Origin of the sequence: Novosphingobium sp. 32-60-15, from assembly GCF_002280675.1 — a bacterium.
Taxonomy (GTDB): domain Bacteria; phylum Pseudomonadota; class Alphaproteobacteria; order Sphingomonadales; family Sphingomonadaceae; genus Novosphingobium.
The window spans coordinates 67,851-92,743 of sequence record NZ_NCEN01000003.1 but is presented as its reverse complement, the minus strand read 5'-3'; the positions used below and the strand labels follow the sequence as shown (position 1 = coordinate 92,743).

General features: G+C 59.2%; 29 protein-coding genes and 1 tRNA gene. 8 read left to right on the top strand and 22 right to left on the bottom strand.

Going from position 1 to position 24,893, the window contains the following annotated elements:
• Positions 1-14 precede the first annotated feature (14 nt).
• The 3 genes from rimM to ffh are packed head-to-tail and all read right to left on the bottom strand — an operon-like array spanning position 15 to position 2,457.
• Positions 15-503, bottom strand: coding sequence for a ribosome maturation factor RimM (gene rimM, locus B7Y89_RS03330; protein WP_292935959.1), 489 nt, complete (start codon positions 501-503; stop codon positions 15-17).
• Complete coding sequence (gene rpsP / locus B7Y89_RS03325; protein WP_292935726.1) at positions 503-931, bottom strand: 30S ribosomal protein S16; 429 nt, start codon at positions 929-931, stop codon at positions 503-505. The genes rimM and rpsP overlap by 1 nt, the downstream gene beginning before the upstream one ends.
• A 47-nt stretch (positions 932-978) precedes the next feature.
• Positions 979-2,457 (bottom strand): signal recognition particle protein, encoded by a 1,479-nt coding sequence (gene ffh, locus B7Y89_RS03320; protein WP_292935724.1) that lies wholly within the window; start codon positions 2,455-2,457, stop codon positions 979-981.
• A gap of 314 nt (positions 2,458-2,771) precedes the next feature.
• Here ffh and B7Y89_RS03315 point away from each other — a divergent pair, with 314 nt between their 5' ends.
• From B7Y89_RS03315 to B7Y89_RS03285, 7 genes are all read left to right on the top strand, one after another.
• A complete protein-coding gene (locus B7Y89_RS03315; protein ID WP_292935722.1) occupies positions 2,772-4,442 on the top strand; it encodes an EAL domain-containing protein in 1,671 nt (556 codons plus the stop codon).
• 52 nt (positions 4,443-4,494) lie between these two features.
• Positions 4,495-5,304: a diaminopimelate epimerase gene (gene dapF, locus B7Y89_RS03310; protein ID WP_292935720.1), complete on the top strand. Its 810-nt coding sequence runs from the start codon at positions 4,495-4,497 to the stop codon at positions 5,302-5,304.
• Complete coding sequence (locus B7Y89_RS03305) at positions 5,301-6,476, top strand: MiaB/RimO family radical SAM methylthiotransferase (RefSeq protein WP_292935718.1); 1,176 nt, start codon at positions 5,301-5,303, stop codon at positions 6,474-6,476. Before dapF ends, B7Y89_RS03305 begins: the two co-directional genes overlap by 4 nt.
• The gene (ftsY, locus tag B7Y89_RS03300) at positions 6,473-7,399 is read left to right on the top strand and encodes a signal recognition particle-docking protein FtsY (RefSeq protein ID WP_292935716.1); all 927 of its coding nucleotides are present in this window, start codon (positions 6,473-6,475) and stop codon (positions 7,397-7,399) included. The genes B7Y89_RS03305 and ftsY overlap by 4 nt, the downstream gene beginning before the upstream one ends.
• The gene (locus tag B7Y89_RS03295) at positions 7,396-8,055 is read left to right on the top strand and encodes an inner membrane-spanning protein YciB (protein WP_292935714.1); all 660 of its coding nucleotides are present in this window, start codon (positions 7,396-7,398) and stop codon (positions 8,053-8,055) included. The genes ftsY and B7Y89_RS03295 overlap by 4 nt, the downstream gene beginning before the upstream one ends.
• A 122-nt stretch (positions 8,056-8,177) precedes the next feature.
• On the top strand, positions 8,178-8,753 hold the full coding sequence (locus tag B7Y89_RS03290; protein ID WP_292935712.1) for a urate hydroxylase PuuD: 576 nt from the start codon (positions 8,178-8,180) through the stop codon (positions 8,751-8,753).
• Between the two features lie 168 nt (positions 8,754-8,921).
• Positions 8,922-9,248 carry a hypothetical protein gene (locus B7Y89_RS03285; protein WP_292935710.1) on the top strand — a complete coding sequence of 109 codons (327 nt, stop codon included), beginning with the start codon at positions 8,922-8,924 and terminating at the stop codon, positions 9,246-9,248.
• Between the two features lie 37 nt (positions 9,249-9,285).
• Here the strand turns inward: B7Y89_RS03285 and B7Y89_RS03280 are convergent, their stop codons facing one another.
• From B7Y89_RS03280 to B7Y89_RS03215, 14 genes are all read right to left on the bottom strand, one after another.
• Entirely contained in the window at positions 9,286-9,636 is a 351-nt protein-coding gene (locus B7Y89_RS03280) for a response regulator (protein WP_292935708.1), read from the bottom strand.
• On the bottom strand, positions 9,633-10,598 hold the full coding sequence (locus tag B7Y89_RS03275) for an HWE histidine kinase domain-containing protein (protein WP_292935707.1): 966 nt from the start codon (positions 10,596-10,598) through the stop codon (positions 9,633-9,635). The genes B7Y89_RS03280 and B7Y89_RS03275 overlap by 4 nt, the downstream gene beginning before the upstream one ends.
• 84 nt (positions 10,599-10,682) lie before the next feature.
• Positions 10,683-12,608 (bottom strand): potassium transporter Kup, encoded by a 1,926-nt coding sequence (locus tag B7Y89_RS03270; protein ID WP_292935705.1) that lies wholly within the window; start codon positions 12,606-12,608, stop codon positions 10,683-10,685.
• A 160-nt stretch (positions 12,609-12,768) separates the two neighbouring features.
• Positions 12,769-13,467: a tetratricopeptide repeat protein gene (locus tag B7Y89_RS03265; RefSeq protein ID WP_292935703.1), complete on the bottom strand. Its 699-nt coding sequence runs from the start codon at positions 13,465-13,467 to the stop codon at positions 12,769-12,771.
• Entirely contained in the window at positions 13,464-13,904 is a 441-nt protein-coding gene (locus B7Y89_RS03260; protein WP_292935701.1) for a cytochrome c-type biogenesis protein, read from the bottom strand. The genes B7Y89_RS03265 and B7Y89_RS03260 overlap by 4 nt, the downstream gene beginning before the upstream one ends.
• Complete coding sequence (locus B7Y89_RS03255; RefSeq protein WP_292935699.1) at positions 13,901-14,452, bottom strand: DsbE family thiol:disulfide interchange protein; 552 nt, start codon at positions 14,450-14,452, stop codon at positions 13,901-13,903. Before B7Y89_RS03255 ends, B7Y89_RS03260 begins: the two co-directional genes overlap by 4 nt.
• Positions 14,449-16,404: a heme lyase CcmF/NrfE family subunit gene (locus B7Y89_RS03250; RefSeq protein ID WP_292935697.1), complete on the bottom strand. Its 1,956-nt coding sequence runs from the start codon at positions 16,402-16,404 to the stop codon at positions 14,449-14,451. The genes B7Y89_RS03255 and B7Y89_RS03250 overlap by 4 nt, the downstream gene beginning before the upstream one ends.
• On the bottom strand, positions 16,401-16,868 hold the full coding sequence (gene ccmE / locus B7Y89_RS03245) for a cytochrome c maturation protein CcmE (RefSeq protein ID WP_292935695.1): 468 nt from the start codon (positions 16,866-16,868) through the stop codon (positions 16,401-16,403). The genes B7Y89_RS03250 and ccmE overlap by 4 nt, the downstream gene beginning before the upstream one ends.
• 159 nt (positions 16,869-17,027) lie before the next feature.
• Entirely contained in the window at positions 17,028-17,756 is a 729-nt protein-coding gene (gene ccmC, locus B7Y89_RS03240; RefSeq protein ID WP_366415561.1) for a heme ABC transporter permease CcmC, read from the bottom strand.
• A 145-nt stretch (positions 17,757-17,901) separates the two neighbouring features.
• A tRNA-His gene (locus B7Y89_RS03235) sits at positions 17,902-17,978 on the bottom strand.
• 114 nt (positions 17,979-18,092) lie between these two features.
• On the bottom strand, positions 18,093-19,079 hold the full coding sequence (gspK, locus tag B7Y89_RS03230; RefSeq protein WP_292935691.1) for a type II secretion system minor pseudopilin GspK: 987 nt from the start codon (positions 19,077-19,079) through the stop codon (positions 18,093-18,095).
• The gene (gene gspJ / locus B7Y89_RS03225; protein WP_292935689.1) at positions 19,076-19,672 is read right to left on the bottom strand and encodes a type II secretion system minor pseudopilin GspJ; all 597 of its coding nucleotides are present in this window, start codon (positions 19,670-19,672) and stop codon (positions 19,076-19,078) included. Before gspJ ends, gspK begins: the two co-directional genes overlap by 4 nt.
• The gene (gene gspI / locus B7Y89_RS03220) at positions 19,669-20,049 is read right to left on the bottom strand and encodes a type II secretion system minor pseudopilin GspI (protein WP_292935687.1); all 381 of its coding nucleotides are present in this window, start codon (positions 20,047-20,049) and stop codon (positions 19,669-19,671) included. The genes gspJ and gspI overlap by 4 nt, the downstream gene beginning before the upstream one ends.
• Positions 20,039-20,509: a GspH/FimT family pseudopilin gene (locus B7Y89_RS03215; RefSeq protein ID WP_292935685.1), complete on the bottom strand. Its 471-nt coding sequence runs from the start codon at positions 20,507-20,509 to the stop codon at positions 20,039-20,041. Before B7Y89_RS03215 ends, gspI begins: the two co-directional genes overlap by 11 nt.
• Positions 20,510-20,594: 85 nt before the next feature.
• Between B7Y89_RS03215 and B7Y89_RS03210 the strand changes: the two genes are divergently transcribed.
• A complete protein-coding gene (locus tag B7Y89_RS03210) occupies positions 20,595-21,230 on the top strand; it encodes a 2OG-Fe(II) oxygenase (protein WP_292935683.1) in 636 nt (211 codons plus the stop codon).
• A gap of 3 nt (positions 21,231-21,233) precedes the next feature.
• Here the strand turns inward: B7Y89_RS03210 and B7Y89_RS03205 are convergent, their stop codons facing one another.
• The 5 genes from B7Y89_RS03205 to lepA form a co-directional block, all read right to left on the bottom strand.
• Complete coding sequence (locus B7Y89_RS03205) at positions 21,234-21,674, bottom strand: MarR family transcriptional regulator (RefSeq protein WP_292935681.1); 441 nt, start codon at positions 21,672-21,674, stop codon at positions 21,234-21,236.
• Positions 21,671-21,949, bottom strand: a complete 279-nt coding sequence (locus B7Y89_RS03200) for a hypothetical protein (RefSeq protein WP_292935679.1) — start codon at positions 21,947-21,949, stop codon at positions 21,671-21,673. Before B7Y89_RS03200 ends, B7Y89_RS03205 begins: the two co-directional genes overlap by 4 nt.
• Positions 21,950-21,969: 20 nt before the next feature.
• The gene (infA, locus tag B7Y89_RS03195; RefSeq protein ID WP_292935677.1) at positions 21,970-22,230 is read right to left on the bottom strand and encodes a translation initiation factor IF-1; all 261 of its coding nucleotides are present in this window, start codon (positions 22,228-22,230) and stop codon (positions 21,970-21,972) included.
• A gap of 266 nt (positions 22,231-22,496) precedes the next feature.
• Positions 22,497-22,973, bottom strand: coding sequence for a TspO/MBR family protein (locus tag B7Y89_RS03190; protein ID WP_292935675.1), 477 nt, complete (start codon positions 22,971-22,973; stop codon positions 22,497-22,499).
• Between the two features lie 63 nt (positions 22,974-23,036).
• Positions 23,037-24,854, bottom strand: a complete 1,818-nt coding sequence (gene lepA, locus B7Y89_RS03185) for a translation elongation factor 4 (protein WP_292935673.1) — start codon at positions 24,852-24,854, stop codon at positions 23,037-23,039.
• Positions 24,855-24,893: the final 39 nt, after the last annotated feature.

The following is a 24,893-nucleotide window of genomic DNA, read 5'->3' as shown; positions in this document are numbered from 1 at the left end:
ACGTGATGTATATACTACTCCACGTAAGCCGCTTCAATCACAATCCGCGCCTCATCCCATTCAGGCACGGCGTCGACTTTCATCGGCACCATGAAGCGTTTGCCATCAGGTTTGCGGATTTCGATCACGTCGCCTGCGCCAAAGTTTTCGATGGCGATGCATTCGCCCAGCGCTTCACCCGTGGTTGAGACGGCGGGCAGGCCGAGCAGGTCGGCGTGGTAATATTCACCCTCAGCCAGTGGCGGCAGGGTTGAGCGGGGCACGGTCAGCGCCGTTCCGCGGAGTTTTTCGGCAGCCGTGCGATCCGTGATTTCCGCAAAGCGGGCAATCGCGCCACCTTTGCTGTCATCGCGCAACGACGTCACCGTCAGCTTTGAATCGCAGAAGGCGCGGTAACGCTTAAGCGCGGCCACGCCTTCTCCGAACAGCTTGAGGCGGACTTCCCCCGTCACCCCGTGTGCGCCGGTTATGGCAGCGAGCGTGACGGGTTTGTCCGACAAGATCAGGCTTCCGTCTGCTCTTCAGCAGCGACTTCAACCGGTGCTTCTTCAGCAACCGGTGCAGCAGCGGCGGCCGCTGCTGCTTCAGCGGCTTCAGCAGCCTTCTTGGCCTTGTCTTCAGCGCGGTCCTTGGCCTTCTTGCCGGGTTCGCCGGCGTTCGGGTTCAGCGTAACCTTGCGTTCCTTGATGCCAGCCTTGTCGAGCATACGGGCAACACGGTCGGTTGGCTGTGCGCCAACGCCCAGCCAGTAACGCACGCGGTCTTCAACCAGACGGACGCGGTTTTCATCGTCCTTGGCGAGCAGCGGGTTGTAGGTGCCAACCTGCTCCAGATACTTGCCATCGCGCGGGGCGCGGCTGTTGGAGACGACAACTTTGTAATACGGGCGCTTCTTTGAGCCACCACGCGAAAGACGAAGAGAAACAGACATTAGATCAACCTTTCAGCGAAATTCAAACTTTACGAAACTTCAAAAATTCAGCGCTTCTTGAGCAGGTCGTTCAGGTTGGATGGCAGGCCACCCGACCCCAGCCCCGGCAAACTGCCGCCGCCCATTCCGCCACCAAGCCCACCCGGACCCATTTGCTGGTCCAGACCCGGCATAGCGGCACCAAGGCCACCCTTGCCGAACAATGCACCAAGCCCCTTGAGGCCACCCATCTTCTTGATCTGCTTCATGGCCTTGGCCATTTCCTGATGCATTTTCAGAAGCTTGTTGACGTCCTGCACTTGCGTACCAGACCCCTTTGCCACGCGGATCTTGCGCTTGGCGTTGAGCAGTTCGGGCTTTTCACGCTCTTTCGGCGTCATCGAACCGATGATCGCGTCCATGCGCAGAAGCACGCGGTCATCCATCCCGGATTGCGCCATTGCCGCCTTGGCCTTCTTCATGCCGGGCATCATGCCCGCCAACGCGCCCAGCCCGCCCATATTCTGCATCTGCCGCAATTGCGTGCGCAGGTCGTTCATATCGAACTGACCCTTGGACATGCGCGCGGCAAGCTTCTCGGCGTCCTCGACCTGAATCGTCGCCGCTGCCTTTTCGACGATGGAGACGATGTCACCCATGCCAAGGATGCGGCCAGCAACACGTTCAGGGTGGAACGGCTCAATCGCCTCAAGCTTTTCGCCGGTACCCGCAAATTTGATCGGCTTGCCGGTGACCGCACGCATCGAAAGCGCCGCACCACCGCGGGCATCGCCGTCCATACGGGTCAGCACGATGCCGGTCAGATTGACTTCGCCCGCGAACGATTGCGCGACGTTGACCGCGTCCTGGCCCGTCAGTGAATCAACGACCAGCAGTGTTTCCTTGGGGACCGAGACAGCTGAAACTGCCTTCATCTCGTCCATCAAGGCCTGATCGACATGCAGGCGGCCCGCGGTGTCGAGCATAAGCACGTCAACCGCCTGCAGCTTGGCCGCGTTCACCGCGCGGGTGGCGATATCAACCGGAGCCTGGCCCACGATGATCGGCAGCGTTGCAACGCCCGCCTGCTCACCCAGAACCTTGAGCTGTTCCTGCGCCGCCGGACGATTGACGTCCAGCGAGGCCATCAGGACTTTCTTGCCGTGCTTTTCTTTCAGCAACTTGGCGATTTTGGCGGTGCTGGTGGTTTTACCCGAACCCTGCAAACCGACCATCATGATCACGACCGGCGGCGCTGCCACCAGATCAAGCTCTGCCGTGCCGCCGCCGAGCATTTCGACCAGCGCATCATTGACGATCTTGACGACCTGCTGTCCCGGCGTGACCGAACGCAGCACCGATTGGCCAACGGCAAGTTCGGTAACGTTATCGACAAAGCGGCGGACAACAGGCAGCGCTACGTCTGCTTCAAGCAGCGCGATGCGCACTTCGCGCATGGCTGCGCGCACGTCTTCTTCGTTCAGCGCGCCGCGACCACGCAGGCGGTCGAAGACGCCTCCAAGCCGGTCTGACAGACTATCGAACACGCACAATTCCCATCATCAAGCCCTTGCCTGCCCGCCATTTTCGCATAACGCGAAAAACGCCGGTGGGCGAAACCTCGCCGACCAGCGTGTGGCATCCTGAACAGGGGCCGTTGTCGAATCCGCAGACGTGCAAAGCCCATCTGCTGCGCGGCCTTTATGCGCGATTGCGGCCGTTGGCAAGCAATGCTGTCAAAACGCGGTCTTTTAGCGCTGTGAAAGCTTTTATTAACCAAAATTTCAGCAGCTATGCCTTAGTTAATCCGAAGGGGCAATTCGTCGGCAAGACGGTTGCGGGCAATACGAAAGCAAGGGTTATGGCAAGTTTGCCGCAAGACCAGCATGACGGACGAGGCACATCTGACAATCGTGGAACGATGGCAAAGGCCGACAAAGACCTGATTGGTCTCGGCATTGTCGTCGCCATGATCATTGTGATCATTGCCAACGGATCATCTGTCATCGCAGATTTCGTCTCCTCGCTCATCAGCGACGATAATCCGCGAGACAAAGTGCTAAGCGCCGCGCTGCTGCTTAATGTGGCGTTGCTGTTGTTTGGTTGGCGCCGGTACATGGACCTCGTCAACGAAGTCGCGCAGCGCCGACACGCTGAAGAAGCTGCCCGAACAATTGCCCAGACAGACCCCCTCACCGGCTGCCTCAACCGCCGGACGATTGACAATGCCTTACAAAGCATGATCACCGCTGCGCAAAGCACGGGTCACGAAGTCGTGGCGATGATGATCGACCTTGACCATTTCAAGCGATCAAACGACGTCTATGGCCATCAGACGGGTGATGCGGTCCTGTTGGAGGCAACCCGTCGCATCCGTTCCGTTTTGCCTGATCGTTCGATCATTGCACGGCTGGGCGGCGATGAATTTGCCTGCGCAGCAATGTATGATCCCGATCATGTAGAGGCGATTGACCGGCTTGTTCTGCGCATCAACGAGCAGGTTGCGCGCCCGATCATCATCGATTCCCTTGCCATCGCGGTAACCGCTTCGGTCGGTCTTGCTACCACGAACTGTCTTGACAAAAACGCATCTGTAAACCTCGCCACCACGCTGCTGCACCATGCAGACCTTGCGATGTATCAGGCGAAAAAAGCTGGTCGCAATGGCTACCGCTGGTTTGATGCCAGCCTGGAGGCCGAACTGCGTTACCGCCATGAACTGGAATGCGGCATCCGTAAAGGCATTCCTGCCGGCGAATTTGTGCCATTTTATGAAAAGCAGATCGATCTGGACAGCGGCGCATTGATCGGCTTCGAAATGCTCGCTCGCTGGAGAAACCCGCGTCGAGGCTTGATTTCGCCCGACATTTTCATTCCTATCGCTGAAGAAATCGGCCTGATTTCAGACCTTTCGGAATCGCTCATCCGCCAAGCGCTGATTGATGCGGCTGCATGGGACCCACGCCTTACGCTGTCGGTCAACATCTCGCCCATCCAGTTGCGCGACCCGTGGTTTGCGCAACGGCTGCTGAAACTTTTGCACGAAGCAAACTTTCCGCCGCACCGGCTTGATATCGAAATCACCGAAAGCTGCCTGCACGAAAACATTGGCGTTGTGCGCACATTGATCACCAGCCTGCGCAATCAGGGCATCCGCATCAGCCTTGACGATTTCGGCACCGGCTATTCCAGCTTTGCCCAATTGCGCACACTGCCGTTCGACCAGATCAAGATCGACCGCTATTTCGTCTCGAACCTTGATAGCAACAAAGACAGCGCGACGATCATCGAGGCGATCTCGTCCCTTGGCAAAGGCCTCGGCCTGCCGATTACAGCCGAGGGCATTGAAACGTCCGAAGTGCTCGCTGAACTGCGCAAGTACGGTTCTTTCAAGGGCCAGGGCTACCTTTACGGCCAACCCAGCGATGCCCAAAGCGTTCACGCCATGCTTGCCAATCAAGACCTGCTGCGCGAACCGTCTATCGACCCTGCCACGTCAGCTTACCCGTTCCCACAAGCCGCGGCAGCCTAAACTATCCGCCTGCGCATTGCCCTTCATGGGCTAAGTGCTTATGTCGCGCGGCATGCGCATTCCTTTTCGCAAAATGCATGGTCTTGGCAACGACTTCGTGGTGATTGATGCCCGCGAGGCCCCTGTGCCGATGTCTGCGCGGCGCGCCGCCGCACTGGCAGACCGCCGCACCGGCATCGGCTGTGACCAGTTGATCGTGATCGAACCGTCTTCGCGCGCCAATGTGCGCATGCGGATTTTCAATAGTGATGGCAGCGAAGTGGAAGCTTGCGGTAACGCCAGCCGCGCGGTTGGTCTGCTGCTTGGCGGCACACAAACCATTGAAACACTTGGCGGGTTGATCCGCTCTGACGCCAGTCGGCAAGGTGTATCGGTCGACATGGGCGCGCCGCGTTTGAGGTGGGACGAAATTCCCGTGGCCTATGCGATGGACACGCTGGAAATGCCGGTCGGCTGGGAAGAACTGGAAAATCCGGTTGGCGTCAATGTCGGTAATCCCCACGTGATTTTCTTCGTGGCCGATATCGATGCCGTTGATCTTGAACGGCTCGGCCCGATGATCGAGAATGATCCGCTGTTTCCTGAACGCATCAACGTGAACATCGCCAGCCGCGTCGGGCCTGATCACCTTGTCCTGCGCGTGTGGGAGCGCGGCGTCGGCCTTACCCGCGCATGCGGCACCGGGGCTTGCGCCACCGCAGTTGCGGCAATCCGTCGCAAGTTGACTGGCCGCACCGTCCGGGTCGATCTTTCCGGCGGCCCGCTGACCATCGCTTGGCCTGAAGGCGGCAACATCGAAATGACAGGCCCTGCATCGTTCAGTTTCGAAGGCACGTTCGAGGACACAGAATACCCGGTATGACCACGCAGGTCGTCTCTCTCGGCTGCCGCCTGAACATCGCGGAAAGCGAAACGATCCGGGCGATGCTCCAAGATGCGCCCACAACGGTCGTGGTCAATTCGTGCGCGGTCACGGCCGAAGCCGTGCGCCAATCGCGCCGCGCCGTCCGCCGGTTGCGCCGCGAACACCCCGAAGCGCGCCTTGTCGTTACCGGCTGCGCCGCAACCATCGAACAAGACAGCTTTGCGCAGATGCCCGAAGTTGATGCGGTCGTGCCGAATATGGAAAAACTGCTCGCGCGTCATTGGACGCAGGGCAATGCCAAGCCCGCAGGTATTTCGGAACGCCACACCCGTGCTTTCGTGCCCGTACAGAACGGCTGCGATCATGCCTGCACTTTCTGCATCATCCCGCAAGGGCGCGGCCCCAGCATGTCGCTTCCGGTGGTTGACGTGCTGCGCGCAATCGAACCGCATTTGAACCTTGGTGTGGCCGAAGTGGTGCTGACCGGGGTCGACGTGACCTCATGGGGGGCAGACCTTCCCAGCTCTCCGAAACTAGGTGATCTGGTCGCCGCGATCCTTGCCACCTTCCCGTCCCTGCCACGCCTGCGTCTGTCCTCGCTGGACGGGGTTGAGATCGATCCGCTGCTGCTTGACTTGATATGCGGCGAAGCGCGGTTGATGCCGCATATCCACCTGTCGCTGCAATCGGGCGATGACATGATCCTGAAACGGATGAAGCGCCGTCATACCCGCGCGCAAGCCATCGCGCTTGTTCAACAGATCAAGGCCCGCCGCCCGGACGTTGCCATCGGCGCAGACCTGATCGCAGGTTTCCCCACCGAAACGGCTGACATGCACGCCAACAACCTGTCCATCGTGCGCGAGTGTGATGTGGTGCACGGACACATTTTCCCTTATTCGCCCCGCCCCGGCACACCTGCTGCCAAAATGCCGCAGGTTGCGCCGCAACTGATCAAGGAACGCGCAAGCCAGTTGCGGGCGGCTGTGGCCGATCAACGCGACCAGTGGCTGCAAACGCTGCTAGGCCAGCCCGCTACCGTGCTTGCTGAACGCGACGGAACCGGCCATGCGGGACACTTCGCCAGCTATCGCACAGCCCCCGGCACCGTGCCCGGCAGTCTGGTGACTTGCACACCGACGAAGATTATCGAAGGAATACTGGAATGAGTGGCGACAGCTGGTCGGACCGCCTGCTCGGCGGCTTTCGCAAGACCTCGGAGCGCCTTGCCGAAAACCTCGGCAGCATTGTGGGCGCGTCAAAGCTGACCGATGCGCAGCTTGACGATCTTGAAGATGCGCTGATCCTTTCGGACCTTGGGCCACGCGCCGCAGCCCGCATCCGCGAAAAGCTGAAGGTTGCGCGCTTTGAAAACGGCGTTGACGAACAGGCTGTCAAGGAAGCGATGGCCGAAGAAATCGCCGCCATTCTGCGCCCGGTGGCCAAACCGCTCGAAATCGTCGCCTTCCCGCGCCCGCAAGTTATCCTGGTGATCGGCGTCAATGGCTCTGGCAAAACCACGACCATCGCCAAGCTGGCGCACTTGTTCCAGGAACAGGACTATGGCGTGATGCTGGCAGCAGGCGATACCTTCCGTGCTGCCGCCATTGGCCAGTTGAAAGTATGGGCTGATCGGCTGAGCATTCCGGTCATCACCGGCCCCGAAGGCGGCGATCCGGCCTCGATCGTGTTTGATGCGGTAAAGGCGGCAACCGACACCGGCATCGATACGCTGATCGTCGACACGGCCGGACGCCTGCACAACAAGCGCGAACTGATGGACGAACTGGCCAAAGTCCGCCGCGTTTTGGGCCGCCTCAATCCCGAAGCCCCGCATGATGTCGTGCTGGTTCTGGATGCGACGAACGGGCAGAATGCGTTACAACAGATCGAAATCTTCAAGGAAGTCGCGGGGGTGACCGGCCTGATCATGACCAAGTTGGATGGCACCGCGCGCGGCGGGGTGCTGGTGGCGGCTGCTGAACAATATGGCTTGCCCATCCATGCCATCGGCGTTGGCGAAAAGATTGACGATTTGCGCCCGTTTGATCCCGATCTGGTCGCCCGCGTCATCGCAGGAGTAGTCCGTTGAGCACACCTCAGACCAAGCCCAAATCCTCATGGGTCAACCTGCTGGTCGATTACGGCCCGCTGCTGGTGTTCTTCCTCGCCTATCGCCATTTCAAGCCTGAAGGAACCGAGGCTGGCCTTGCCGAAGTTGTCGCCGTCACCAAGGGCACCGCCACGTTCATGGTGGCAACCATCGCCGCTTTGATCATCTCGAAGTGGCGCTTGGGCAAAGTCTCGCCCATGCTCTGGCTGTCGACGGTGCTGATCCTTGGCTTTGGCACGCTGACCGTTCTGCTGGGCGATCCGTTCTGGATTCAGGTTAAGCCAACCGCGATTTATCTGCTGTTTGCAGGCGTCCTGTTCGCTGGCCTTGCTCGCGGCAAAGCAATGTTGCGCACCCTGCTCGAAGCCGCATTCGAAGGCCTCGACGATGCGGGCTGGATCAAGCTTTCGCGCAATTGGGCGTTCTTTTTCCTGTTTCTTGCCGCGCTGAATGAAGTGCTGCGCTACTTCTTCAACGTGGCCAATGGCAATTTCGAAGTTTGGCTTCAAGCCAAGTTGTGGGGCGTAACCACTCTCTCCTTCCTGTTCACCTTTGCGCAAATCCCGATGCTGATGCGCCACGGTCTTGCCGCCGGGGCCGAACCCGAGGTTGAACAAAACCCCCCACACGATTGAACAGGTCTGCAAAGCCGGTTTTCGTATGACATTTTCACCACAGCCATTAGTATAAACAGTAAGCGCGGGAGCGTTTGCGCGCGTCCGCCAGCTTCAAGCATTCCAATAGGGGGAAAAATCAGATGGCCAAATTTTTCGGCAATCTTCATCTAGTTCTGGTCATCGGCCTCGTTGCCGCAATCGCCATGATGATCGGCTACGGCGAATCCGTACCGGCTACCATTGGTGCCGTGTTCCGCTGGCTTCACGTGTTCTTCGGCATCCTGTGGATCGGGCTGCTTTATTACCTGAACTTCGTGCAGGTGCCTACCATGCCGAAGATCCCTGCTGAACAGAAGGGCGCAATCACTGGCCACATCGCACCCAAAGTGTTCTTCTTCTTCCGTTGGGCCGCGCTGCTGACCGTTGTCACCGGCCTCGTGATCGCCGTTGTTTCGGGCTACGCCCATCAAGCAATGACCTTCTCCGGCGAAGGCGCGGTCAATCTGATCGGCCTTGGCATGTGGTTGGCGCTGATCATGGCGTTCAACGTGTGGTTCATCATCTGGCCTGCCCAGAAGAAGATCCTTGGCATCGTCGAAGCATCGGCGGAGGAAAAGGCGGCTGCTGCACCGCGCGCGCTGGCTGCCAGCCGCACCAACCTGCTGCTGTCGCTGCCAATGCTCTATGCGATGGTTAGCGCCAACTTGGGTGCATAAGCCTCGCCTCACTGAAGCGAAGGGTTAAAAAAGGGTGCGGCATCATTGGATGTCGCGCCCTTTTTGCTGCGCGGGATATTATAGGCGGTTGATGCGTTGTCACTTCAGCCAGCCATTGCGGGGACGTCTCCGTATGGCTGGAACCATCCAAGGGGAGTGATCCACCACATGCGCAAGTTCACCATTTTCGCCGCCACCGCGGCAACCGCCCTCATGCTTTCGGCGTGTTCGGAAAAGACCCAGGACGCCGCTGGCACGGCCGCTGAATCTGCTGGCAACGATGTTGCCACCGCCGCGGACAAGGCCGCAGCCGCCACCGACGAACTGGGCGCGAAAGCTGCCGCCGCGGTTGATGATGCCGCTGCCAAGACAGACGAAATGGGCGATAAGGCAGCAGCCGAAGCCAAAAAGGCAGCAGCTTCAGCAAAGCAGGAAACCGCTGAAGTAGAAGCCAGCCTTCACAATGAATCAGTGTCCGAAGCCAAAGCAGACTAATCATTAGTACGGGGTGGCAGCAGTGCCGCCCCGTCATTTACCGCGCGAGCAAGCGCGCGAGATGTTCGATCAAAAGTTCAGGCACGTAAGGCTTGCTCAAAATCGGCTGATTGGCAAAAGCATCCTCCACCGTGCCGTAACCAGTTGCAATGACAAACGGGATGTCCCTTACCCGTAAAGCCTCAGCCAATGGCATGCCGGATTGACCATGCAGGTTCCAATCAAGCACCGCGGCATCAATCGCCTGGTTGGCAATGATTTCCAAGGCGTCTTCCACCCGGCCAACCGGGCCCAATGATTGGGCACCTGCATCCTCAAGCACATCGCATAGCATGGCCGCGACGATGAATTCGTCTTCGACCACCAGAATACGTTTGCCTGCGATCATTGCCCGCCCCCTGCCAGCGGAATCGCAATACGGCATTGCAATCCGGTTTCATTATATACCAATTCCACCTTGCCATTCAATTGCCGAGGTACTGCATCGGTTAACAGGCGTGATCCGAAGCCTTTGCGGGTGGGCGGTGTAACAGGCGGACCGCCATGCTCTTTCCAATGAATGATCGCCCAACCGTCCTCCTCGTTCAGATCCCAACGCACGTCAACTGTGCCACCGTCGCCCGACAGCGCGCCATATTTCATGGCATTGGTGGCCAATTCGTGCAGGACCATAACCAGTGAAACCGTAGCGTTGGCGCGCAGCGTCACGTCCGGGCCGCCGGCTTTCACCCGCCCGCTACCATCGCCGCAGATCAACAAACCTTGGCGGACAATCTCTGCGAGCGAGGCACCGCTCCAATTTTCGCGACTTAGCGTGTCATGCGCGCCCGAAAGTGCGGCCAGTCGGCCATTGAACTTTTCAACCGGAACGGCAGGCACATCAAGTCCGCGAAACGTTTGATATGCCATCGCCTGCACCACCATCAGCGTGTTCTTCACACGGTGGTTCAATTCGCCAACCAACAGTTCCAGTTGCTCTTCCAGTTGCCGCCGCTCGGTAATGTCGATCGCGGTGGATTGCGCAACCGACCAGCGGCCTTCACTGTCAAATTCAAGGCCATGATTGCGCCAGAGCATCCACCGCGTCCCGCCTGCGGTTTCGAACCGGTTCTCGATGGTCAATTCAGGCTGTTCCGGCGACAACCCGTGAAGCATTTCCCGGACACGATCTTGATCGGCACCAGTTACAAATTGCCACAGGTTTTGCCCGGTCAAATCGGCTGGTTCGAGATTCAGCGACTTTGCATAAGCGCGATTTACGAACAGGATCGTGCCATCCGCGCGATAGCGGCACACCATTTCCAGTTGTGCATCAAGTATTTCGCGAAGCAGCGCGACATCCGACACCATAGAAAATCCTGATCTGTGCAACCAAAGCTAGCCCATTTGATCAGAATGCCAAGTCCTGCCGCCTGAAATCGCAACCTGCCTCGTTCAAATTTTAAGCTGGCTGCCCAGTTCGACAACGCGGTTGGTAGGCAAGCGGAAAAACTCCATTGCGCTGGCAGCGTTGCGCAGCATCCACGCAAACAGCTTTTCCCGCCACAGCGCCATGCCCGGTTTGTCCGATGCGATAAGCGTCTGACGCGAAAGGAAGAAGCTTGTCTTCATCATGTTGAACGGTTCGCCGCACATGTTCACGCCGGTCAGCGCAGCCGGCACGTCTGTTTCTTCGAGAAAGCCGAACCGCAGCGTCAGCCGGTAAAAGCCATTGCTGTAATCCTTGACCGAATACCGCTCCACCGGATCGACATAAGGTACGTCCTCAATCGAAACGGTCAGGATGACCACCCGCTCGTGCAGCACTTTGTTATGCTTGATATTATGAAGCAATGCGGAAGGGACGCCCGCAGCGGTCGACGCCATAAAGATCGCCGTGCCGGGAACGCGCGCGGCGCTGGAATGAGCAGACTTGGTGAACACCTCAAGCGGGATCGTACCCTCGGCCATGTTCTCGCGCATCAACGCCCGCCCGCGTGACCACGTGGTCAGCAGCGTAAAGATGGCGACGCCCATGACCAGCGGTACATAACCGCCATCGGGGATCTTGGTCAGGTTGGCGCCAAGATAGGCCGCATCGATGGCAAAGAAGACCGAAAGCATCGCAATCGCCGCCGGCGCTTTCCACTGCCACAACTTGAACAGCACGACGGCCAGCAGGAAGTTATCGATCAGCATCGCACCGGTTACCGCAATGCCATACGCTGCGGTCAGGTTTGATGAACGCTGGAACACCAACACCAGCACAATCACCGCGATCATCAGTGCCCAATTGATCACCGGGATGTAGATTTGCCCGGCCGCCGTGGACGTATGCTTGATCGTCATGCGCGGGATAAAGCCCAGTTGAATAGCCTGTTGCGTCACCGAGAACGCGCCGGAGATAACTGCCTGCGAAGCAATCACCGCAGCCGCCGACGCAATGAACAGCAGCGGCCACTGGAACCATTCAGGAGCAAGGAAATAGAACGGACTTTCCAGCGCTGGCGTACCGACACGGATCAACAGCGAAGCCTGCCCAAGATAGTTCAGCACCAGCGCAGGCAGCACAAACACCAACCACGATATGCGGATCGGATTGCGGCCGAAGTGCCCCATGTCGGCATAAAGCGCCTCTGCTCCGGTAACCGCCAGAACCGCAGCGCCCATCGCCAGAAAGCCCCGGAACGGATCGGCCACAAACATGCTGACCGCGTAATGCGGGCTCAACGCCGCAACAACGCCGGGATATTCCAGAATGCTTATCACGCCGAGTACCGAGATCGTCGCGAAATACAGCAGCATGATCGGGCCGAAGAACGCGGCAACTTTTTCCGTGCCACGGCTTTGGATGAAGAACAGGCCGATCAGGATTGTCACCACGATGGGCACAATCAATCCCTGCATGCTAGGCCGGTAAACCGCCACACCCTCAATCGCGCCCATGACCGACACCGCAGGCGTGATCATCGAATCGCCATAGAACAGAGCCGTGGCGAATACGCCGAGCAGGATGATGCCCTTGCCCCAACGCTTACCATCGGTGTGCTGATTGATCAGCGCCAGTAGCGCCAAACTGCCGCCCTCACCTTTGTTATCGGCCCGCATGATTACAGAAACGTATTTGAACGTCACGATGATCATCATCGACCAGAACATCAGGCTGATGATGCCAAACACATGCATCATATCAAGCGGTAGCGGGTGATGGCCCGCAAATGTATCGCGCAAGGCGTAAAGCGGGCTGGTGCCGATGTCGCCAAACACCACACCAATCGCGCCCACCGCCAGCTTGGCCAGCGAGCCTTGCGTATGTCCGGCATGGCCATGCCCTGCGGAATGCGCAGGCGGCGCAATAGCCTCATTCACGGCATCACTCATGGCAACACTGCCCCCGGCCTAAAGCCTAGTACGCGCCTGCCGGAACAGCAGGTGCGGCGCTTTAGCACCGCCCTTGTGCCCCCGCAATGGGCGGAAATGCGCTGTATATGTACAGCCACAAATTGCCCGAACCGGCGTTCCTAAACGCCTGTTTCTATGGCTACTCGGCCACTCCAGCCGATGCTGCTGCATCAGGTCCAGCGGTCGGCACAGGGCCGCCAGCTGTCGTGCTTCCAGCCGCCATCGCCAACATCGAATCGATGCGCTGCACCCGTTCGGACAAATCGGCACGATAAGGCGCATCGGCCGGCGAGCGCTCGAGCAACGCAGCCCAAATCGTCCGCGCTTCTGCCAGACGCCCCGATTGCGCCAGTGCCAGCCCCATGAAGAACGGTGGGCCGGGATGATCAGGAGCGATCGTGGCTGCTTTCTGGAAAGCAAACTGCGCAGATGGCGTGATCAGGCCATCGCTGTGTCCAACCAGCGCATTGCCCATCGAAACCCATATGTCGGCATCTTTGGGGAACTGCTCCGATCCCTTGCGCAACACTTCAGCAGCCGCGCCAAACTGTCCTTGGCGGGCAAGGCCATCGGCAAGGACCAACCAGCTTTGCCCTTGGGCGAAAGCATCGCCCATCTGCTGGCGCTGCTTGATCATCGCCTCATCAGCCGCGCGCTTGTTTTCAACCGGTGCTTTGGGGGCGCCCGGCATGGCTGGATGACCTTGAAAGGCGTAGCCTGCAATGCCCACCAGCAGCGCTGCACCGGCAAGCTCCCAGCCTGCTCGTGGCATTTTCAGCACGAACGCCATCATGCCGAACACAGATGCCGCCACCAACAGGATCACAACCCACGTCATTTGCCGGTATCCTTAGGGTCACGCCGAAACCGCCCGCGCAGCAACAATGCCGCCATCACCAAAATGAACAGCGGCGCAGCAAACAGCGGCCACATGATCGGCTTATTCTGCGGCGCGTAGCTGACGTAATCCCCATAACGCTCAACCAGCCAGGTGCGGATGGCCTCAGGCTCTTCGCCAGCGGCAATGCGAGTACGCACCTGATGACGCATATCGCCGGCCATAGGCGCATCGGAATCGGAAATCGCCTGACTCTGGCACTTCAGGCAACGCAGCGTTTCCATGAGCGCTTGCGCCTTGGCCTCAAGCGCCGGATCTTCCAGTTGCTTGTAGGCATAAGGAGCAGGCGGCAGCAGGTCTTGCGCCGTGGCGGGGTGTGCCAAAGCCAGCAAAACCAGCAGCAATGCACCGGCAAACTGCTTCACAAAACGCGTCACTGCCCCGCCTCCGCCAGCTTGCGCAGGATCAGGTCAACGTCCTCTGGCCGGATTTCACCAATATGTTGATAGCGGATCACGCCCTTGCCATCGATCACAAAGGTTTCCGGTACGCCCGATGAACCAATGCCAACTTGCACTTCAGACACGTCATCTTTGCCGATACGCGTGAACGGATTACCATTGGTGGCCAGAAAACGCGCGACATCCTCGCTGCGGTCTCGAATCGCGACGCCATGAATTTCAACGCCGCGCTTGGCCAAGGCATCCATTTGCGGCGCTTCAATTGCGCAGGGCACGCACCAACTGGCGAACACGTTCAGCAACTTGGGTTTGCCGGTCTTGAAGTCTGCGGTTGAAAGGCCCGGACGGTCTTGCGCAGCTGCTTCCAGCGCAAACTGTGGCAGCGGTTTGCCGATAAAGGCGCTGGCCACTTCGCGGTCCGCCGGACGGACCAGCCCCCAGATGACCAGAACAAAGAACGCGCCAAACAGCGCCAGCGGAAGCCAGATCGCCAAGGAAGAGCGTTTCGCGGTGGCTTCGCTCACTTGACCTGCTCCAGCCGCGCTTTGCGATAGGCAATCTTGTCTTCGGCCCGCAAGCGCCGCACATCATGCGCCACACGGCCCAGCAGCGATAGAATGCCGCCCAAAGCAACCAGCAAACCGCCCAGCCACAACAGCGGCACAAACGGCTTCCACCAGAACCGCATCTGCCAGCGCCCGTCGTCGCCCTCATTGCCAAGCACTGCATAAAGCTGGCCATTCCAACGCGTATGCAGCGCAGATTCTGTGCGTTCACCCGGCGGAGACGAGAACGTGCGCGCTTGGGGATGCAACGTCACCGGCGCGCTGTCTTTGTAAGATGCTGTCACCGTCGCGTCGAGCGCGGTCCAGTTTGGACCCGCGACGGGCGCAATTGCGAGCAATTTCACCGTGATCGGGCCAACTTGCTGCGTATCGCCCACAGCCATTGCAGCCAAACGCTCGGTCGAAAATGCGCTTTCACTCGCAGCGCCAAGCAGCGCCACGCCAATGCCAAAGTGCGCCACGACCATGCCATAAACCGACAGCGGCGTGCGGCGCAGATTGCGGCCTTTCAGTGGCAACCAGCTGCCCACAGCCAGCCCTGCACCAACGGCAATGCCAAGGATTGGCAAGATGCGGATGCTTGGCGCAAATACCACGACCGCCAGCAAGCCGAGCGCGGTTATCAATGCAGGGATGGCAACCAGCGCGGTGATCCGTCCCGGCTTATCCCTGCGCCAGCGCAGTAGCGGGCCCACGCTCATCATCAGCATCATCGGAATGACGAAAATGGCCGATACCGGGTTGAAGTATGGCGGCCCAACCGAAACCTTTGCGTCGAATGCCTCGGTCATCAATGGATAGAGCGTGCCAAGCAGCACAATGGCCAGCGTGCCGCACAACATCACATTATTGAACACAAGGCTGCCCTCGCGGCTGAACAGGCTGAACCGTTCGCCCTCCGTCACGGTCGAGGCGCGGAAGCCGAACAAGGCCAATGCACCGCCGATGTAAATTGCCAAAAGTGCGAGTATGAATGAGCCGCGCTCCGGATCGACAGCAAAGGCGTGGACCGATGTCAGGATGCCCGAACGCACGAGGAATGTGCCGACCATTGACATGGAAAACGCGATCACGCCCAGCATCACCGTCCACGCACGCAAAGCGTTGCGGCTTGCCAGCACCGAGGCGGAATGAAGCAAAGCGGTCGCCGCCAGCCACGGCATCAGCGAAGCATTCTCAACCGGGTCCCAGAACCACCAGCCGCCCCAGCCGAGCGTATAATAGGCCCAGTAAGACCCTGCCGTGATCCCGATCGTCAGAAAAATCCACGCGCCCAGAACCCATGGCCGCATGGCACGGGCAAAAGCTGGCCCTACATCCCGCGTTACCAGCGCACCAATAGCAAAGCTGAAGGCGACTGACAGACCGACATAGCCGACGTAAAGCGTCGGCGGATGGAACGCGAGACCGACGTCTTGCAGCAGCGGGTTCAGCCCTGCCCCTTCCGGCACAGCCTTGGGCAGTCGCTCAAACGGGTTCGATGACAGCAGCAGGAACGCATAGAAACCAATGCTGACAAAGGCTTGTCCGGCCAATGTCGCAATCAGAGTATCTTCGCGCAGACGCTTTTCAACCAGCGCAACGATCCCGCCCGACATGGCCATGATCGTCACCCACAGCAGCATCGAACCTTCGTGATTGCCCCAAGTGCCTGCCAGCTTGAAGATAAACGGCTTCATCGAATGGCTGTTTTCCGCCACCAACTTCACCGTCAGATCAGTTTCCAAAAACAGATCAATCAGCGCCATGAAGGATATGGCAACCAAAACGCCCTGCATAATAGCCAGCGGACGGACAAGGCCGATCATCGCCGCGCCGCCGGGGCGCAGCGCAACCACGCCTGCAAAAAGCTGCAATACGGCAAGCGCGGCGGCCATCCAAAGGACGGCAAGGCCAAGTTCAGCGATCATTTTGTCTCTGCCACCACGGCTTTGGCTTGCGCCTCGGTCATATCGCCCATCTGACGGGGCACGTAATTTTCATCATGTTTGGCCAGCAGGTTGTCGGCGACAAATGTCTGCCCCTCCATCCGGCCCTCGGCCACAACGCCCGACCCTTCGACGAATAAATCCGGCGTGATCCCGGTAAATCGCACCGGCACCCGCGCCTTGCCATCGCCCACCAGAAAATCGATGGTAACGCCGTCGGTCCGCGTCTTGAGCGAACCCTTTTCAACCATGCCGCCCAAGCGGATGGCGCGGCCTTGTTCAGGCGGGTCTTTCATCAAATCGGCCGGAACGTAAAAATAGCTCGCCTGATTGGACAGGGCATAAGCCGCCAGCAGGCCGGCACCGATCAAAGCGACCAGCGCGATCACCAGCAAAACAAGCCGCTGATGCTTAGGCTTGATACCGCCAGTTCTGGTTTCGCTCACTTCGCCCGCACCTTGTCACGCCGGCGTTCAGACCGGACCATCGCAACCAGCGACAACCCGACCAGCAACAGCGTGCCAATCACGCCAATTGCCAGCGCCGCCATTACATAATCCCACTGATTTAAACCTTCGCGCATCCTGTCCCTTTTGTCCCGGCGCTTACCCGAGCGCCTTGCGGCGCAACCGCGCCTCGGTCTGTATTTCGGCAAGAAGCGTGCGCATACGCGCCAGCACGACGCCGCCAAAAATCAGACTGAACCCGACCGCGGCAATCAACAACGGCCACAAAAATGTGCCATCAATCGATGATTTTCCCGCTGTGATCGAAGGCGGCTGATGCAGGCTATTCCACCACACAACTGAACGATTGATGATCGGAATATTGATCGCGCCCACCAGACCAAAGATCGCCGTTATGCGATTACCGCCGCCGCCAGAAGCCATATCGCGCTGCGCCGCTCCCGATAGAGCGATGTACCCGAAATAAAGGAACAACAGGATCAGGAAGCTGGTCAAACGCCCATCCCACACCCACCAAGTCCCCCATGTGGGCCGTGCCCAGATTGAGCCGGTGGCAAGGCAGATAGCGGTGAACGCAGCGCCCGGTACAGCAGCTGCGCGCGCAGCAATGGCCGCAAGGGGATGACGCCATACAAGTTCAACCAGGCTGGCAATCGCGATGGTTGACCATCCGGCCATACCTAACCAGGCTGCTGGCACGTGAATGAACAGGATGCGTACCGTTTCGCCCATCAGGCGATCAGGCGGCACCACAAGCAGTCCGTAAAGCACTGCGCCCATGGACAGGACAAGGCCAGACACCAGCAAAAGCGGCATCAGCCAACGCGCAAGGCGCAAGAAACGTGCGGGATTTGCAAATGCATGCATCGGTGCGGGGCTATCGAATCCTTCTCCCGGCGACCCCCGCCGCCGGTTTTGATTGCTCTGCCACTTGGCGCCAGCCGGAGCAAGCGCATTGCTTGCCCGACGCCCTAAAAGGCAATGCTCAAAGCTGCCCGTTCGAAGGAGAGAATGGGGCGACCGAGGGGGTTCGAACCCCCGACCTCCGGTACCACAAACCGGCGCTCTAACCAGCTGAGCTACGGTCGCCACACATCCGGCGCAACATCTGTACTGCGCGGGCTGGCCCATTTGCAGAAAGGCGCAGGAAAGGGAAGCAAAATCTTGCAGAGGGCGCAAATTCGCGACGACTTGGCCAGCCAATCAACGGCTAAAACGATCGCCCCAACTGCGGAAAGCCACACGGGGCGGATTGTTGCCAACGTCGATCAGGGCTTGCTCTTCAATCACCGCCGAATCGACAGTGACGGTCTGGGTAAGCAAGAACCAGCGGCTGCGCACTTGCAATTGGCCAAGCGGCACACCGCCGTCTTCACCGCCTGCGATCCCGCGCAAAGCATCTGCCCCGTTTGCCCAGCCCAGCGCCGGACGTGCCGCCAGCAGCGACCGTGCGCGCTCAACCGGGATGACGGTTGGTGCCAGCATCGACAGCAGCAAGGCCTGATCCGGACGCAACGTGTTGACATTTATCGGTGAAAGTTCAGCTGCGGGCAATGCACACAGCCAAGGCCGCATGCGTTCATAAAATTGCGGCGTCATGCCCCGCACTGCGCGAATCTCGCTCACATCACCGATCAAGCGGCCTGCGGTACGATAGGGCACGGTGCCGCCCTGATAGGTCTCGTCCTCGGCACCGTTCGGCGAAGGCGCATTATCACTATCGATCCAATCGGCAATGGCATCGCTGGCAATCGCACTTTCCGCAGGCGAAATGCCAAGGCCCGCCATCAGTGCGCGCAACTGGTTCAAACCGGCTACCCGCAGTTTCAAGACACCTTGCGCATCCGCTTCGACCAGCGAATTGAGATTGAAACAATTACCCGCATCATCCACCCGCGCCAGCACAGTTCCGCGGGCTAGTGGCAGCGGAAATTCACGGCCCAACAATCCACCCCGGTCCACCGTACGCTCTTGCGAAGTATCAACCATCGCCTTGATCCGCGCCATCGCCAGCGTTTCGGCGCTGGTGGCGTAGAGCCGGGCCTGCGTCATCGCTTGCCCGTTTCCGGCAAGCCGTGTGGCAAGGTGCAACCGGTCAAGCATAATCGCAGCGATCACTGCCATCACGGCAACCAACAACAGCACAGACAGGAGTGCTGCGCCGCGTTCCTTGGGGTTGCCGGGTGTCACTGGTAATTGACCCCCACCAGCGAGACGATGCGCAATGGCGGGCGCCCCACTTGGGGCAAGAGCAGTTCAACCGCCACGGGAAGTTCCGTGGTCAATTGCGGCTCCCAACGCTCGCGCCAATTGCCGTCCTTGCTTCGGAAGCGGAGCGATGGTGCACCGGTCAATGGCAGCATTTCTGCTGCCACTTCCGCCGCAGATCCATCGGGAAAAGGATATCCCGCACGGACCAGTGCCGTGGGCGTAACTCTGTACTCCACCTTTTGCAGGCTGGGCCGCGCGGCTCCATCAACATTGTCCCATCCGCTACGCGTCAACCGGATCACCACGCCATCGACATTGGCCTCAAACGCCGGGTGCGCTGTGCCTGCCTGATCGCGCGCCGGACGCGGCACGGCCTGAGCAAGGTCTGCCGTCCACACCGACAGAAACCGCCGCTGTGCCGCAATGGAATCGGTCTTGTTGCGGCTGGCAAGTTCGGCATCCACCGAAAAGCGCAGCAGCCCTATCGCACCGACAGCAATCACCGCGAACAACATGAGCGCGATCAGCATCTCGACCAGCGTAAAACCGTTGCGGGTGGGCGCTTCGTTCATGATGCTGGCAGCCGGGTAAAGTCCAGCGTGAAGGCCTGGCTTCCGGCCCCCACACTTGTTTCCTGCACGCTCAAGGTGATCCCCAGCACGCCATAATCGGCGAGCGGTGCAACCGTGCGCGTCCATTGAAAGCGGCGGCCCGCATTTTCGATTGTACCGCTGGCCGATCCGACCGCAGGCGGTGCAGGATCGGTCAGGATTTCAGCCGCCATGTTCTGCGCCACGATCTCGCGCAGCAGGCGTTGGTCAAGGTCGGCGGTGCGCGCAATGCTGGCCCCTTCCATCTGCAACAACGCCAGTGCGGCAATGGCAAACACTGCTAGTGCCACCAGCAATTCCAGCAAAGTAAAGCCGTTTGGCCGCAGGCTATCCCGCATCGAGCGTAACCTTGCCATCGCGTCTGATCTGTACGACCAGTGCCTGATCGCCCCGCCCCAACCGCACCGCTGCATCGCTGCTGGCAAGACCAAGAGAATCAAACACAATGCGCTGACGCCCTGCGCTGACCGTGGTTGCGTTATCCCACGGCATCAGATCGAAGCCACGTCCCGGAAGCGCCTGCCACCGGCCGTCGCTACGCCGCTCGAAATAGTATCCTTGCTCGCTGACGACCACCGAGATCGGTCGCGCACCGATGATGGCCTCGTCCCGCGCCGCCAGCGTTCGTGCGGCAAATCGCTCTGCCTCGCCGCGCAACTTGCGCTCGTCTCCCGGCAGCGTCAGCACCGCAACGCCGGCAAGCAGGCCCATCACCATAAGCACGACCATCATCTCGACCAGCGAGAAGCCATTGCGTTTGGGACGTCGGGCGAACTGGTTGATCACGAAATCTCGCATGCGGCAGCAACGTGACGGTTTTACGACCAACACGCCAGAGGGTTCAAGTTGCCCAGAGCGATAACGCTGCGTTATGGCAAGCACTATGAGCGATATTGCCCTTCCCCGCTGTTCAGAACGTCTCCAAACCGTACCGGGCATCCTGAAAGTGCCCAGCCCGCGGATCGAAATGTTTGTGCTGCGTGACTTCCTTTCAACCGATGAATGCGACAAGCTGGTTGCGCGGATCGAGCGTGACCGCCGCCCTTCTACCATCGCCGATGCCAACGGCGATCATTACTTTCGCACCAGCGAGACGTGTGACCTGCCGATGATGGAGCCTGATGTGATCGCGCTGGACGAAAAGCTGTGCGCATTATCGGGTATCGATTGCAGCTTTGGCGAACCGATCCAGGGGCAACGGTATGCTCCTGGCCAGGAATTCAAGGCGCACACCGATTACTTTGACCCGCAAGGCTCAGATTATCAGACGTTTTGCAGTGTCGCTGGCCAGCGCACGTGGACCTTCATGGTCTACCTGAACGCGGTTGAGGCAGGTGGTGCAACGCGGTTCAAGGTTATCGACAAGCTGATCCAGCCCGAACGCGGCAAGCTGGTGTGCTGGAACAACCGGCGCCTTGATGGCAGCGTCAATCCAGCCACCCTCCACCACGCCATGAAAGTGCGCAAGGGCCTGAAGTATGTGGTGACCAAATGGTATCGCGAAAAGGTCTGGGCCTGATGGTTACGCCTCGGCCTCGGCATCGCGAACTGTACGGATAACAGGCAGGCAGCGGAACAGCGTTTGCATGTCTGTCGCGCCCAGCAATTGCGCAAAGCGGGCTTCATGCCGATCAATCCGGTCTTGCGCATCCGTCGCGATTTCGCGCCCATAATCGGTCAGCGTCAGCGCGTGGCTGCGGCCATCAATCCGGCGGCGCGCTACGAGGTCGCGCTCCATCAGACGCGAAATGATTGGCACCATGTTGGCGCGCTTGATCGCCAACGCTTGCCCCACTTCGGTTTGTGAACATTCAGGGTTTTCGGCGATGACGAGCAATGTCGTCACTTCGGCAGGGCGCAGATCAAGATCGGCAAGCTCGCGCGACAAATCGGCCATCATCACCGCAGAAGCGCGGCGCAACTGGTAGCCGAGACGGCTTTCAAGGGCATTCGTCAGCGTCATGAAAATGTCTTTAGGACGGCTATCACGGATAGCAATGCCTGAACCGCATCGCGGCCCTGCGTTTTTTGATCAAGAAAATGGCGGCAGGTCCATTTGGACTTGCCGCCGCTGTCTTGTTCCGACGGGGCTTTTAGCCGACCATCTGGAGAACGATTTCCCGCAATTCCTGTTGTGAAAGAACGGAAGAAGTGCGCTGGGGTCCGGCTTGAACCCGGGCCGCGTAATGCGGCGATTTGTGCGCGTTGTTCGAATTTACGTAACTTGTAAGCATTCAATTCCTGTATTTTCTAAAGTATTAGCGGCGCCGTTTGACGCCACCAGGACCCCCGCCGCCAGCAATCTTCTCACGGAAGACGATGCGGCCTTTGGTCAGATCGTATGGGGTCATTTCAACCTTCACACGGTCACCTACAATCGAGCGGATGCGGAATTTGCGCATCTTGCCCGCCGTGTAGGCAATGATTCGATGGCCATTTTCCAGCATCACGCCAAAGCGGCCATCGGGAAGAATCTCGTCGATTTCCCCATCTAGGGTAAGCAGGTCTTCCTTCGCCATGTGTCAGGCTGTCCGGAAGTTGGTTGTGCCAAATGGCATGGATGTTTTCCTTTCGCGAAAACAGTTAAAACCCGCCGCAGAAATGCGCGTCGGGGCTGGATGCGCGTGAAAGGAAACAACAGCCCGGCGGCTACAAATTCCGTCGCAGGCGACGATAGCAACGCGCACTTGGCGGCAGAACGTCCAAAAGTCAAGACAAAGTGCCAAACCCCGGCCCGCTACGCCGCAATCGTCTATTTGCACGACAGCGCAAAACCCCGTCCGCCTTACTGCCCGAATGGTCTGTTAAGCTTTACGATCACCAGATTGAGGATAGCGGCAAAGCTGACCCATGCAAGGTACGGGACGACCAGCCAACTGGCGAGCACGGAATATTCACGCAAACCAATGGCCAGCGCCAGCACCGATGCCCACAAGAACGGCACTTCGACAAGCGCCCAATCCGGTCGCTTGCGGGTGAAGAACAGCGGCGACCACAGGAAGTGGAACACGAAGTTGGCCGCAAACAATGCAATGACAGTCATCCGTCTGGCTTCATCACCCGCGCCATTCCACGCAAGCACTGCGGCCCAAGCGGCCAGCCCGAGGATCACCGTCCACGCCGGACCGAACAACCAGTCAGGCGGCTGCCACGAAGGCTTTTTCAAGCCGCGATACGACGGACCGATTTCGGTAAGGATCCCGCCCGCAAAGCCGAGAATAACCGCCCAAAGCACGGCTGCGATAACATGGGGTGAAAGCATCTCCCTCAAGTGGGGCATGCATCAGGTCAGCACAAGCGCTTAGTCCCGGCGAGGCTTAAAAGGTCACTCCTCACCCATCCGAAGCGCGGCGATGAAGGCTTCCTGCGGGATGGAGACGTTGCCGTATTCGCGCATGCGGGCCTTGCCCTTCTTCTGCTTTTCCAGAAGCTTCTTCTTTCGGCTGATGTCGCCGCCATAGCATTTGGCGGTCACGTCCTTTCGCATGGCGGCGATGGTTTCGCGGGCGACGACCTTGCCGCCGATGGCGGCCTGCACCGGAATTTTGAACAAGTGGCGCGGGATCAGGTCTTTGAGGCGCTCGCACATGTGGCGGCCGCGCGCTTCGGCGGCGCTGCGGTGAACGATCATCGAGAGCGCATCGACCGGCTCGTTGTTCACAAGAATGCTCATCTTCACCAGATCGCCTTCACGCAGGCCGATCTGTTCATAGTCAAAGCTTGCATAGCCACGGCTGATCGATTTGAGGCGATCATAGAAATCGAAGACGACTTCGTTGAGCGGCAATTCATACGTCACTTGTGCGCGGCCGCCGACATAAGTCAGCCCGGTCTGCACGCCGCGCCGGTCCTGGCATAGCTTGAGGATGGAGCCGAGGTATTCATCCGGCGTATAGATCGTGCCCTTGATCCAAGGCTCGTCAATCTGCGCAATACGGCTTGGATCGGGATAATCCGCCGGATTGTGCAGCATGATTTCGCGCGCATCATCGGTGCGGCTTTTGTTGAGCTGGATGCGATAGACCACCGACGGAGCGGTGGTGATCAGATCAAGATCATATTCGCGGCTGAGGCGTTCCTGAATGATCTCAAGATGCAGCAGCCCCAAGAAACCGCAGCGGAACCCGAAGCCCAGCGCCGCACTTGATTCCATTTCAAAGCTGAAGCTGGCATCGTTAAGTCGCAGGCGGCTGATGCTTTCGCGCAGCTTTTCAAACTCGGCCGCATCAACCGGGAAGATGCCGCAGAACACCACCGGCTGCACTTCCTTGAAACCCGGCAGTGCTTTGGTTGCGCCGTTCTTTACCGTGGTGATCGTGTCACCAACGCGGGCCTGCGCCACTTCCTTGATCTGCGCGGTGATGAAGCCGATTTCGCCGGGGCCGAGTTCATCGAGCGTTTCGATCTTCGGCCGCATGCAACCGACGCGGTCGATCAAATGTTCAGTGCCGCCGGCCATGAATTTGACCTGTAGCCCCTTGCGGATCACGCCGTTGATGACGCGCACGAGGATGACCACACCGAGGTATTGATCGTACCACGAATCGACCAGCATCGCGGTAAGCGGCGCATCGCGATCACCACCCGGAGGCGGGATGCGCGCGACGATGGCGTCGAGTACTTCTTCAATGCCGATGCCCGATTTCGCGCTGGTCATCACCGCGTTGCTGGCATCAATGCCGATCACGTCCTCGATCTCGGCCTTGACCTTTTCAGGCTCGGCGGCGGGCAGATCGATCTTGTTGATCACCGGCACGATTTCGTGATCGTGTTCGATGGATTGATACACGTTGGCCAGCGTCTGCGCTTCAACGCCTTGTGCCGCATCAACCACCAGCAGCGCGCCTTCGCAGGCGGCAAGGCTGCGGCTGACTTCATAAGCAAAGTCAACGTGGCCCGGCGTATCCATCAGGTTGAGCTGATATGTGCGCCCGTCCTTGCCGGTATAATCCAGCCGCACGGTTTGCGCCTTGATCGTGATGCCGCGCTCGCGCTCGATATCCATGTTGTCGAGCACTTGCTCGCTCATCTCACGCGCGGACAGGCCGCCTGTGAACTGGATAAGACGGTCAGCCAGCGTCGACTTGCCGTGGTCGATATGGGCGATGATGGAAAAGTTACGGATCAGCGAAAGGTCGGTCATGTCGGTCTTTGAAAGGAAGCGGTGCGGTGCGCACCCGAG

What these genes read in the sequence shown, in the direction of transcription:
- B7Y89_RS03265 (WP_292935703.1), bottom strand. Translation starts at nt 13,467, where the DNA reads ATGACGTGGGTTGTGATCCTGTTGGTGGCGGCATCTGTGTTCGGCATG.
- lepA (WP_292935673.1), bottom strand. Translation starts at nt 24,854, where the DNA reads ATGACCGACCTTTCGCTGATCCGTAACTTTTCCATCATCGCCCATATC.
- B7Y89_RS03275 (WP_292935707.1), bottom strand. Translation starts at nt 10,598, where the DNA reads ATGGTGTCGGATGTCGCGCTGCTTCGCGAAATACTTGATGCACAACTG.
- B7Y89_RS03270 (WP_292935705.1), bottom strand. Translation starts at nt 12,608, where the DNA reads ATGAGTGATGCCGTGAATGAGGCTATTGCGCCGCCTGCGCATTCCGCA.
- B7Y89_RS03205 (WP_292935681.1), bottom strand. Translation starts at nt 21,674, where the DNA reads ATGACGCTGACGAATGCCCTTGAAAGCCGTCTCGGCTACCAGTTGCGC.
- ftsY (WP_292935716.1), top strand. Translation starts at nt 6,473, where the DNA reads ATGAGTGGCGACAGCTGGTCGGACCGCCTGCTCGGCGGCTTTCGCAAG.
- gspI (WP_292935687.1), bottom strand. Translation starts at nt 20,049, where the DNA reads ATGCGGGATAGCCTGCGGCCAAACGGCTTTACTTTGCTGGAATTGCTG.
- B7Y89_RS03305 (WP_292935718.1), top strand. Translation starts at nt 5,301, where the DNA reads ATGACCACGCAGGTCGTCTCTCTCGGCTGCCGCCTGAACATCGCGGAA.
- gspJ (WP_292935689.1), bottom strand. Translation starts at nt 19,672, where the DNA reads ATGAACGAAGCGCCCACCCGCAACGGTTTTACGCTGGTCGAGATGCTG.
- B7Y89_RS03285 (WP_292935710.1), top strand. Translation starts at nt 8,922, where the DNA reads ATGCGCAAGTTCACCATTTTCGCCGCCACCGCGGCAACCGCCCTCATG.
- B7Y89_RS03315 (WP_292935722.1), top strand. Translation starts at nt 2,772, where the DNA reads ATGGCAAGTTTGCCGCAAGACCAGCATGACGGACGAGGCACATCTGAC.
- B7Y89_RS03190 (WP_292935675.1), bottom strand. Translation starts at nt 22,973, where the DNA reads ATGCTTTCACCCCATGTTATCGCAGCCGTGCTTTGGGCGGTTATTCTC.
- ccmC (WP_366415561.1), bottom strand. Translation starts at nt 17,756, where the DNA reads ATGCATGCATTTGCAAATCCCGCACGTTTCTTGCGCCTTGCGCGTTGG.
- dapF (WP_292935720.1), top strand. Translation starts at nt 4,495, where the DNA reads ATGCGCATTCCTTTTCGCAAAATGCATGGTCTTGGCAACGACTTCGTG.
- B7Y89_RS03250 (WP_292935697.1), bottom strand. Translation starts at nt 16,404, where the DNA reads ATGATCGCTGAACTTGGCCTTGCCGTCCTTTGGATGGCCGCCGCGCTT.
- B7Y89_RS03290 (WP_292935712.1), top strand. Translation starts at nt 8,178, where the DNA reads ATGGCCAAATTTTTCGGCAATCTTCATCTAGTTCTGGTCATCGGCCTC.
- B7Y89_RS03210 (WP_292935683.1), top strand. Translation starts at nt 20,595, where the DNA reads ATGAGCGATATTGCCCTTCCCCGCTGTTCAGAACGTCTCCAAACCGTA.
- B7Y89_RS03215 (WP_292935685.1), bottom strand. Translation starts at nt 20,509, where the DNA reads ATGCGAGATTTCGTGATCAACCAGTTCGCCCGACGTCCCAAACGCAAT.
- B7Y89_RS03280 (WP_292935708.1), bottom strand. Translation starts at nt 9,636, where the DNA reads ATGATCGCAGGCAAACGTATTCTGGTGGTCGAAGACGAATTCATCGTC.
- infA (WP_292935677.1), bottom strand. Translation starts at nt 22,230, where the DNA reads ATGGCGAAGGAAGACCTGCTTACCCTAGATGGGGAAATCGACGAGATT.
- rpsP (WP_292935726.1), bottom strand. Translation starts at nt 931, where the DNA reads ATGTCTGTTTCTCTTCGTCTTTCGCGTGGTGGCTCAAAGAAGCGCCCG.